10 protein-coding genes are annotated in these 9,527 nt (G+C 69.6%); 5 read left to right on the top strand and 5 right to left on the bottom strand.

The annotated features are described in order from the left end of the window. The 3 genes from G6045_RS36420 to G6045_RS36410 form a co-directional block, all read left to right on the top strand. On the top strand, window positions 1–1,212 hold a 1,212-nt coding region (locus G6045_RS36420), incomplete at its 5' end, for a S1C family serine protease (RefSeq protein WP_165336508.1). A 198-nt stretch (window positions 1,213–1,410) separates the two neighbouring features. Further along, entirely contained in the window at window positions 1,411–1,878 is a 468-nt protein-coding gene (locus G6045_RS36415) for a sec-independent translocase (RefSeq protein ID WP_165336507.1), read from the top strand. A gap of 122 nt (window positions 1,879–2,000) precedes the next feature. Next, window positions 2,001–2,624 (top strand): hypothetical protein, encoded by a 624-nt coding sequence (locus G6045_RS36410; protein ID WP_165336506.1) that lies wholly within the window; start codon window positions 2,001–2,003, stop codon window positions 2,622–2,624. Between the two features lie 93 nt (window positions 2,625–2,717). Here the strand turns inward: G6045_RS36410 and G6045_RS36405 are convergent, their stop codons facing one another. The 3 genes from G6045_RS36405 to G6045_RS36395 are packed head-to-tail and all read right to left on the bottom strand — an operon-like array spanning window position 2,718 to window position 5,766. Next, window positions 2,718–3,866, bottom strand: coding sequence for an Mrp/NBP35 family ATP-binding protein (locus tag G6045_RS36405; RefSeq protein WP_165336505.1), 1,149 nt, complete (start codon window positions 3,864–3,866; stop codon window positions 2,718–2,720). A gap of 42 nt (window positions 3,867–3,908) precedes the next feature. After that, window positions 3,909–4,496: a DUF1003 domain-containing protein gene (locus G6045_RS36400; protein ID WP_165336504.1), complete on the bottom strand. Its 588-nt coding sequence runs from the start codon at window positions 4,494–4,496 to the stop codon at window positions 3,909–3,911. Continuing rightward, window positions 4,489–5,766, bottom strand: coding sequence for a magnesium transporter MgtE N-terminal domain-containing protein (locus tag G6045_RS36395; protein WP_165336503.1), 1,278 nt, complete (start codon window positions 5,764–5,766; stop codon window positions 4,489–4,491). Before G6045_RS36395 ends, G6045_RS36400 begins: the two co-directional genes overlap by 8 nt. Before the next feature lie 201 nt (window positions 5,767–5,967). On the opposite strand from G6045_RS36395, the gene G6045_RS36390 reads away from it, so the two are divergent. Further along, window positions 5,968–6,711, top strand: a complete 744-nt coding sequence (locus G6045_RS36390) for a hypothetical protein (protein WP_165336502.1) — start codon at window positions 5,968–5,970, stop codon at window positions 6,709–6,711. Window positions 6,712–6,744: 33 nt separating this feature from the next. Here G6045_RS36390 and G6045_RS36385 read toward each other — a convergent pair whose 3' ends face one another. Continuing rightward, entirely contained in the window at window positions 6,745–7,257 is a 513-nt protein-coding gene (locus G6045_RS36385; protein WP_165336501.1) for a hypothetical protein, read from the bottom strand. A gap of 60 nt (window positions 7,258–7,317) precedes the next feature. Next, on the bottom strand, window positions 7,318–8,430 hold the full coding sequence (locus tag G6045_RS36380; protein ID WP_165336500.1) for a magnesium and cobalt transport protein CorA: 1,113 nt from the start codon (window positions 8,428–8,430) through the stop codon (window positions 7,318–7,320). Between the two features lie 505 nt (window positions 8,431–8,935). Here G6045_RS36380 and G6045_RS36375 point away from each other — a divergent pair. After that, entirely contained in the window at window positions 8,936–9,520 is a 585-nt protein-coding gene (locus G6045_RS36375) for a suppressor of fused domain protein (RefSeq protein WP_165336499.1), read from the top strand. Window positions 9,521–9,527: the final 7 nt, after the last annotated feature.

The raw sequence follows: 9,527 nt of genomic DNA, 5'->3' as shown, positions 1-9,527 counted from the left end.
GCCCAACAGCCCGCAGCCCCCAACCCCTGGGCCACGTACGACCCTTGGCGTTCCTCGCAGCCCCTGCTGCAGAGCGACGGGAGTGCCGGGCCGCCCAAGCGGAAGCGGAAGTCCCGCAAGGGGCTGCTCGTCCTCGGGGCCATCGCGCTGTCGCTGGTCACCGGCGGCATCGGCGGCGGGATCGGCGCGTACATCGAACGCAACGGCGGCGTCACCGAGGTCGAGCTCGGCCAGGCCGGCGAGGAGTCCAAGGGCCGCGCCCCCGAGAGCGTGGCCGGCATCGCGGCCAGTGCGCTCCCCAGTGTCGTGACCCTGCACGTGAGCGGCGACGACGGCGCGGGTACGGGCACCGGCTTCGTGCTCGACGGCAAGGGCCACATCCTGACCAACAACCACGTCGTCGACCCCGGTGGCGACGGCGGCGAGATCTCCGTGACCTTCAGCGGCGGCGAGACCGCGAGCGCCAAGATCGTGGGCCGCGACGCCGGTTACGACCTCGCGGTGGTGAAGGTCAGCAACGTCAAGGGCCTCAAGCCGCTGCCGCTCGGCAACTCCGACAACGTCCAGGTCGGTGATCCCGTCGTGGCGATCGGCGCTCCCTTCGACCTCTCCAACACCGTCACCTCCGGGATCATCAGCGCCAAGGAGCGTCCGATCACGGCCGGCGGCGAGGCCGACGGCAGTGATGTCTCGTATGTGAACGCCCTGCAGACGGACGCCCCCATCAACCCCGGCAACTCCGGCGGCCCGCTCGTCGACTCCAAGGCCCGCGTGATCGGCATCAACAGCGCGATCCGCTCGGCCGGTGACGGCGGCGGTGCGGAGGGCGGCCAGGCGGGCTCGATCGGCCTCGGCTTCGCGATCCCGATCAATACGGGCAAGCGGGTCGCCGAGCAGCTGATCAACGAGGGCCGCGCCACGCATCCGGTGATCGAGGTCACGCTCGACACCGAGTTCACCGGCGACGGCGCCCGGGTCGCGGAGAAGGCCGGCGGTGGCGGCCCAGCCGTCAAGCCCGGCGGGCCGGGAGCCAAGGCGGGTATCGCGTCCGGCGATGTGGTCACGGAGGTCGACGGCCAGCGGATCCACTCGGGCGAGGAGCTGATCGTGAAGATCCGTGCCCATGAGCCCGGCGACCGCCTGGAGTTGACGATCGAGCGCGACGGCAAGGAGCGCACGCTCTCGGTGACCCTCGGCGAGGCGGGTGACTGAGACGCGAAAGGCGCGGCAGCCGTCCGGAGAGCTATGGGCCGGGCGGCAACTGTTCACCGAAACGTCCGACGATTGATCGCTGATCCCGGCGACCGGACAGTACCGGTCGCCAGGGATCGGCGGGTACCGTAGAGCTGCCCGGGAACCGGTCTTCGGACCACCTGCCACCGGGGCTGCGGACAGGGCAAGGAGCGATACGTGTTCAACGACATAGGCGGACTCGAGCTGATCGCGCTCGTGGTTCTCGCCGTGCTCATCTTCGGCCCGGACAAGCTGCCCAAGGTCATTCAGGACGTTTCCTCCTTCATCCGGAAGATCCGCGCATTCTCCGAGAGTGCAAAGCAGGACATCCGTGAGGAACTGGGCCCCGAGTTCAAGGACTTCGAGTTCGAGGACCTGAACCCGAAGAAGTTCGTCCGCAAGCAGCTCGACCAGCACGGCGGCGACCTCGGGATCGACGAGATCCGCAACGGCTTCAATCTCAAGAAGGAGATGGCCGAGGTCACGGACGCCGTGAACAGCCGTGAGAGCGAGAGCTCGAGCAGCGCCGGCGGCACCAAGACCAGTCTCACGAAGGGCCCCGAGACCAGCCCCGCCGAGGGCCCTGACCTGGAGAAGAAGCCGGCTCAGGACGACCGTCCGCCCTTCGACGCCGACGCGACCTGACCCTGCCAGAACCGTCCCCGCCGAGCCGTATGGCTATCCTCCTCAGGTGTTGTCCGGACTTCAGGACGCCCGAGGGGGGTGGGCCGCTCCGGACCGAACAGGACGAAGGAGGCGGCCGGTAGATGGAGACGACGAGTCAGCCCAGTCGGGCGGGAGTGCGCACGGTCGACGGCTATCTGCTTGCGCCGTTCCCGTGGTACGCACTCGACGAGGCCTTCACGGGCCCACGCTGGCTGATGCAGGTCGGCGCCGCGGCGGACGGCACGGTCGAGCACGGCTCGATCGGTCACGGCGACGAGCCCGCGGTCCGCGCCGACATGAGCGCCGACCGTGAGCGCTTCGCGGTCGTGGTGACGGTCGCGGCCAACCCGGTGCGCCGCAGCCCGGACGGCACCGGCGTCATGGAGGCGACCTCGGTCTCCTCCGCCGCGTGGCTCGCAGGCGTCGGACTTCTCAGCTTCACCTGGCCGCAGCAGATGGACCACACCCTGCGCGACGACTGGCTGGACCAGCAGACCGAGACGGCCTGGGTGCTCGCCGACGACCTCGCGGGCTCCGACTGGTCGACTCTCTCGCTGCCGGTGGACGGGGTGCCGACCTCGTTCCATTACCGCGAGTCCGAGTTCGGCTGGGTGCTCGCAGGCTCCACCCAGGAGGGCGTCCACCTGGGCGCGTACGGCCGCGGCATGAGCGCGTACGGCCTCGGCTTCTCGGTGGTCAAGGACATCGGGGTCTACGAGAGCTGAGCGCGCGGCCACGGCAGACACGGCGATACGCGGATGGGGCGCCCCTCACCAAGAGGGGCGCCCCATCCGCGTATCACCTCACCGAAGAGGTGCTCAGAACTTGTTGCGCGGCGTGATCCCGAGCGACATGCCCGACAGACCGCGCTGCCGCCCGCCCAGCTTGCCCGCGATCGCGCGCAGCGCGGCGCCGGCCGGCGAATCGGGGTCGGACAGGACCACCGGCTTGCCGTCGTCGCCGCCCTCGCGCAGCCGTACGTCGATCGGGATCGCACCGAGGACCGGCACATTGGCGCCCGTCGTCTTGGTGAGGCCCTCGGCGACCGCCTGGCCGCCGCCCGTGCCGAAGACGTCGATCATCTCGTCGCAGTGCGGGCAGGGCAGGCCCGACATGTTCTCGACGACGCCGACGATCTTCTGGTGCGTCTGCACCGCGATCGAGCCCGCGCGCTCGGCCACCTCGGCGGCGGCCTGCTGCGGGGTGGTGACGACGAGGATCTCGGCGTTCGGCACGAGCTGCGCGACCGAGATCGCGATGTCGCCGGTGCCCGGCGGCAGGTCCAGGAGCAGCACGTCGAGGTCGCCCCAGTAGACGTCCGCGAGGAACTGCTGGAGCGCGCGGTGCAGCATCGGGCCGCGCCACACGACCGGTGCGTTGCCCGGCGTGAACATGCCGATGGAGATGACCTTCACGCCGTTCGCCGACGGCGGCATGATCATGTTCTCGACCTGGGTGGGAAGGCCGGTCGCGCCCAGCATCCGCGGTACGGAGTGGCCGTAGATGTCGGCGTCCACGACACCGACCTTGAGACCGTCGGCGGCCATCGCCGCCGCCAGGTTCACCGTCACGGAGGACTTGCCGACGCCGCCCTTGCCGGAGGCCACCGCGTACACCCGGGTCAGCGAGCCGGGCTTGGCGAAGGGGACCTCGCGCTCGGCGGTGCCGCCGCGCAGCGCCGTGGCCAGCTCCTTGCGCTGCTCGTCGCTCATCACGTCGAGCTCGACCTGGACGGAGGTCACGCCCTCGACGGCCTGCACCGCCTCGGTCACGCGGGAGGTGATCGTCTCGCGCATCGGGCAGCCGGAGACCGTGAGGTAGATGGCGACGGCCACCGCGCCATCCGCAGCGACCTCGACCGATTTCACCATGCCGAGTTCGGTGATCGGCCGGTTGATCTCGGGGTCGTTGACCGTGGAGAGCGCTTCGCGGAGCGCTTCTTCACTCGGATACGTGTCGGTAGCCATACGGAGATGGTACGGCGACCGGGTGACAGTCCGTACGGCCGGTCAGCGGTCGTCTTCGTCACGCTGCTCGGCCGGGGAGAGCGGGAATACATGGCGCTCCAGCGCTCTGCGTTCCTCCATCTCCTTGACCAGATCCTGCAGTTCGGACCGGATCCAGTCCCGGGTGGCCACCTCGCCGAGACCGATCCGCAGCGCGGCGATCTCGCGGGTCAGATACTCGGTGTCCGCGATGGACCGCTCGTTCTGCTTGCGGTCCTGCTCGAGGTTGACCCGGTCGCGGTCGTCCTGCCGGTTCTGCGCGAGCAGGATCAGCGGAGCGGCGTACGAGGCCTGGAGCGAGAGCATCAGGGTCAGGAAGATGAACGGGTACTCGTCGAACCGCAGATGCTTGGGCACCACGATGTTCCAGATCACCCAGGCGAGGATGAGCACGGTCATCCAGACCAGGAAGGTGCCCGTCCCCAGGAAGCGCGCGATCTTCTCCGAGAACCGTCCGAACGCGTCCGGATCCACCTCGGGCAGATACCGCCGCCGCGGCGGCCGCGGCTGGTCGAGGCGCACGCGGGCGCGGGCGAGCGCGCGTTCCTTGGTGGCGGCCTCGCCGCGCTCGGTCAGCCCGTACTCACTCATGGACCGGGTTCACCTCCGCCGAATGGAACTCGTTCTCGCGCCAGTCGTCCGGCAGCAGATGGTCGAGCACGTCATCGACGGTGACCGCGCCGAGCAGCGATCCGCTGTCGTCGACGACGGGTGCCGCGACCATGTCGTACGTGGCGAAGAAGCTGGTCACCTCGGGCAGCGAGGTGTCCGGTGACAGCGTCTGCAGATCCTTGTCGAGCATCGCGCCGACCAGGGTGAACGGGGGATCGCGAAGGAGCCGCTGGAAGTGGATCGTGCCCAGGTACTTGCCGGTCGGCGTCTGGTCCGGCGGCCGGCAGACGTAGACCTGCGCGGCGAGCGCGGGGGAGAGGTCGGGGTTGCGGACCCGGGCGAGCGCGTCGGCGACGGTGGCGTCGGGCGGCAGCACGATCGGTTCGGTCGTCATCAGACCACCGGCCGTGCGCTCCTCGTACGCCATCAGCCGCCGCACGTCGGCGGCGTCCTGCGGCTGCATCAGTTCGAGCAGCTTCTCCTGCTCGTCCTCGGGCAGCTCGGAGAGCAGGTCGGCCGCGTCGTCGGGGTCCATCGCCTCGAGGACGTCGGCGGCGCGCTCCTCCTGGAGCTTGCCGAGGATCTCGATCTGGTCGTCCTCGGGCAGCTCTTCGAGGACATCGGCGAGCCGGTCGTCGTCGAGGGCCGCGGCCACCTCGATACGGCGCTTCGCGGACAGGTGGTGCAGCACATTGGCGAGGTCGGCGGCGCGCAATTGCTCGAACGTGGCGAGCAGCGACTCCGCGCCCTGCCCCTGCTCCTCCAGCGTGAACCCGGTGACGGCCGACCACTCGACGGTCAGCGCCTCGCCCTTGGCCCGCCGAAACGTTCCGGCCTTGCCCTTGCGTACGTAGACCCGGTCGATCTCCCAGTCACGGCGGGCCGGCAGCTGCTGCACCGACACATCGAGCACCGTGACCTCCTCACCGGAATCGACCAGACGTACGCGGCGGTCGAGCAGTTCCCCGATGACCAGGCGTTCGGTGGGCCGCTGCTCGAAGCGTCGTACGTTCAGTACGCCGGTCGTGATGACCTGTCCTGCCTGGATACCGGTCACGCGGGTCATGGGCAGGAAGATCCGGCGCCGTGTGGACAGTTCGACGACGAGGCCGAGCAGGATCGGCGGACGGTTGCCCACGCGCAGCATCGCGACCAGGTCGCGCACGCGCCCGACCTGGTCACCGTTGGGGTCGAAGACGGCCGTGTCCGACAGATGCGAGACGAAGATCCGGGGGGTGCCGGACGGCATACGGTCTCCTTCGCGCGGACGGGCTCGGCTGCTGGCTGTCTCTTGTCTGGCGCTTCTCAGGCAATACGGCCTTCAGGCTAGTACGCCCCGTTTGGAAACGCCCTGGTGGGGCGTCCGCAAGGCTGTCTGCAAGCGGCGTACGGGTCCCGGGTACGCTGCCCTACTGCTGGTAAACAACCCGGACGAGAGGCAGTGCCGCACGTGACCGTGATCCCCTTGGGCCGTGCCCGCCGCAGCGCCGTCGTCGGTGCGCTGAGTGCGGGGTTGTTCGCCGGGATCACGGGCCTGGTGGGCTGCAGTTCCGAGGATCCCGACGCGGGCACCAACGGGATGGCCGACCTCTCGGCGGCCAAGATCCACAGCCAGGCGCGGGCCGCCGCCGACAGCGTCGCCTCGGTGACCGTGAACGCCGATCTGGTCGTCAAGGGACAGCCGTACAAGATCGACATGCAGCTGAACTCGGACGGCGGCACCGGCAAGATCACCGACAACGGGGTCAGCTTCCGCCTGCTTCGCGTCGGCGACGACGTCTTCATGCAGGCCGACGCCGCGTTGCTCAAGGAGGGCGACAAGCCCGCCAAGCCGTCCAAGCTCTCCGACAAGTACGTGAAGGTCCCCGAGGACGACCCCAAGTACAAGCGGCTGCGCGCCTACACCGACAAGGGCGATCTGCTCGACATGCTGCTCGACCTGCCGGGCAAGCTCAGCAAGGGCGACCGCTCCACCGTCGGCTCCGTACGCACCATCCAGCTCGCTGCGGGCAACGGGGACGGCGGCACGATCGACGTCTCCCTGGAGGGCGAGCCGTATCCGCTGCGTCTGGTGCGCGCGGGCGGCGCGGGCACGCTGAAGCTCAGCGACTGGGGGCAGAGCGTGACGGTCGAGGCGCCGGCGAAGAACGAGATGGTGGACTTCGGCGAGCAGCTGCCGAAGTCGACGGGCTGACCTTCTGCCGTACGTGCCCCCTGCGGCCGCTCCTTACGAGGTCCGCTTCCGCCGCTTGAACAGCAGCCGCGGCAGCGCGGCCGGGATCTCCTGGCGCGTGGTGTACGGCGACGGCAGCGGCGCCGCGGCCAGCGACCCGCTGGGCAGCTCACGGTCCGTGCCCTGCCACTCCAGACGCAGGACGCGGCACTCGCGCGCCCACCGCTCGGTCAGCTGCTCGCTGTCGGGCGCATTGAGCCGCTTGCCCTTGAGCTCGGCGACGGCGGCCTCCCACCCGGCCGAGTGCGGCGCGAGCTCCACCACCTTGGCGTCCCAGGCCACGAGCCGCCCGCCCTTGTCCTTGCTGCGCACGGTGACCTGAGCACGGCCCCCGTCGGTCAGACCGGGCAGCGGCTGCTCGCCGGGCCCGTCGCCCACGATGTGGGCGGCGCCCTCGGTCCACACATGCCACAGCGCGCGGGCGGGCCCGGAACCCTGCACCCAGATGAGACCGGACTTCTTGGTGGCCTCCTCGGCGAGGGCGGCGTCGAGCAGCGACTCAGTCATACGTGCAGGGTAGGCGAGGGGTGCGAGCGCCCGTACGGGGGAGCGGCCGGAAGACCCGTACTACAGCCACCCGTTCCGCTTCAGGGTGCGGTGGATCACGAAGCAGATCCCGGCGATCCCGGCCATCACCATGGGGTAGCCGTATTGCCAGTCCGTCTCCGGCATGTAGTCGAAGTTCATCCCGTACACCCCGCAGATCATCGTCGGTACGGCGATGATGGCCGCCCATGAGGTGATCTTGCGCATGTCCTCGTTCTGCGCGACGGTCGCCTGCGCGAGGTTGGCCTGCAGGATCGAGTTGAGCAGCTCGTCGAAGCCGACCACCTGCTCCTGGACGCGGGCCAGGTGGTCGGCCACGTCACGGAAGTAATTCTGGATGTCCGGGTCGACCAGCCGCATCGGCCGCTCGCTCAGGAGCTGCATCGGCCGGCACAGCGGCGACACTGCCCGCTTGAACTCCAGGACCTCGCGCTTGAGTTGGTAGATCCGCCCGGCGTCGCTGCCGCGCGCACGGCCCCTGCTGTCCGGCGAGAAGACCTCGCTCTCGACCTCGTCGATGTCGTTCTGCACGGCGTCGGCGACGGCGATGTACCCGTCCACCACGTGGTCGGCGATGGAGTGCAGCACCGCCGAGGGGCCCTTGGCGAGCAGCTCCGGGTCGTCCTGCAGCCGGTGCCGCAGACCCCTGAGCGAGCCCTGGCCGCCGTGCCGGACGGTGATGAAGAAGTCCTTGCCGGTGAAGCACATGACCTCGCCGGTCTCCACCACCTCGCTGGTGGCGGTCAGTTCGGCGTGCTCCACGTAATGGATCGTCTTGAACACCGTGAACAGCGTGTCGTCGTAACGCTCCAGCTTCGGCCGCTGGTGCGCGTGCACCGCGTCCTCCACGGCGAGCGGGTGCAGCCCGAACTCGGCGGCGATACCGGCGAATTCGGTCTCGGTGGGCTCGTGCAGACCGATCCAGGCGAAGCCGCCGTCGCGCCGTACGAGCAGCATCGCCTCGTGCGGCGTCATCGACTCGTCGCTCTTGACGCGACGGCCGTCGCGGTAGACCGCGCAGTCGACCACGGCGCTCAGGGCGGACGGGTCGCGCGTGGTGTCGTACGCCGGGCCGCTCGGGGTCTTGCGGAGCTGGGGGCGGACGGCGGCACGCAGGTCACGGATCATCGACATGGCAGGCTCCTTCGAGGCGCGACTGCCGGTGCGGGCGGTGGCACAGCCCGGAATGGGGACGTCCGACGTTCTTCGGCGGACATCCGCAAAGCGGGCGGCACCGTGCATCGCTGCCGGCACTCTCACCACTGGGACAGATCAAGCACGGGATCTTGCGGGTACCCCTGCTCGAGCGAGGTCGAGAGCGGGGGAGGGACCGAGACGCTCTTCCGTCGTGCGGATGCCTGGTGTCCGGAGTTTGCCCGGCTGCGGGCGGGGTACGGGAAGCCCCGAGTGAAAGGCAGTTACCTGGCGGAAGAACGGGTGGTACTGCACGGTCGACTTCGATCCATCAGTCCCACCTCCTCGCGCCGGGCCCCCGTGGGGGAAAGCCGTCTGCCGGGCCTTCTCGTGCTGACTCCAGTGTGGCTGTCAACACGATGCCCTGACCAGCCGCCAACCCTATCAGCCGACTGAAGTGCCCTGCCCTGCTTTGCCTTTCCCATACGAGATCTATGCTCGCGGGATGGCAGATGTACTGGCTCTCGTCGAAGCCCGGCTGCGTATGGCGCTGGGCGAACCGGACGCGCGCGCGTCGGTCACCTTCCTCGGCACGGACCGTATCGAGGTGCTCCGCTTCACCGACGGCGATGTGGTCCGCTATGCGACGCTCGGCATGTCCGCCACCCCGATGACGGATCCCACGGCCGCGTTGGCGGACCCGGTGCGGGGGCCTCGCGCGGAGCTCGTTCTTTCGGTACGGGCAGGGCGCGCCGACACCGACAAGGTGCTCCGTGCGCTCGCCGTCCTGGCGGCCTCTCCGCAGGTCGAGGGCCTGGTGGTGGCGCCCGGCGCCTCGCTCGACACGGGTGAACCGCTGTGGCCCGGCGCCCCGTTCACCTCCGTCCTTGTCGCCGAACCGGGCGGTCTGGTCGAGGACTTGGAGCTGGACGAGCCGATGGACCCGGTGCACTTTCTGCCGCTGCTGCCGATGACGCCGAACGAGGCGGCGTGGAAGCGGGTGCACGGGGCGGCGGCTCTGGAGGAGCGGTGGCTGGCGCGGGGGACGGATCTGCGGGATCCGGTGCGCGGGGCTGTGGGGTTGGACTGAGTGGCGG

The organism is Streptomyces mesophilus, from assembly GCF_011044995.1.
In the GTDB taxonomy this organism is placed as follows: domain Bacteria; phylum Actinomycetota; class Actinomycetes; order Streptomycetales; family Streptomycetaceae; genus Streptomyces; species Streptomyces mesophilus.
The sequence above is the reverse complement of the archived record's forward strand: the minus strand, read 5'-3'. Positions and strand labels throughout refer to the sequence as shown.

What these genes read in the sequence shown, in the direction of transcription:
- G6045_RS36410 (WP_165336506.1), top strand. Translation starts at nt 2,001, where the DNA reads ATGGAGACGACGAGTCAGCCCAGTCGGGCGGGAGTGCGCACGGTCGAC.
- G6045_RS36405 (WP_165336505.1), bottom strand. Translation starts at nt 3,866, where the DNA reads ATGGCTACCGACACGTATCCGAGTGAAGAAGCGCTCCGCGAAGCGCTC.
- G6045_RS36400 (WP_165336504.1), bottom strand. Translation starts at nt 4,496, where the DNA reads ATGAGTGAGTACGGGCTGACCGAGCGCGGCGAGGCCGCCACCAAGGAA.
- G6045_RS36395 (WP_165336503.1), bottom strand. Translation starts at nt 5,766, where the DNA reads ATGCCGTCCGGCACCCCCCGGATCTTCGTCTCGCATCTGTCGGACACG.
- G6045_RS36385 (WP_165336501.1), bottom strand. Translation starts at nt 7,257, where the DNA reads ATGACTGAGTCGCTGCTCGACGCCGCCCTCGCCGAGGAGGCCACCAAG.
- G6045_RS36380 (WP_165336500.1), bottom strand. Translation starts at nt 8,430, where the DNA reads ATGTCGATGATCCGTGACCTGCGTGCCGCCGTCCGCCCCCAGCTCCGC.
- G6045_RS36375 (WP_165336499.1), top strand. Translation starts at nt 8,936, where the DNA reads ATGGCAGATGTACTGGCTCTCGTCGAAGCCCGGCTGCGTATGGCGCTG.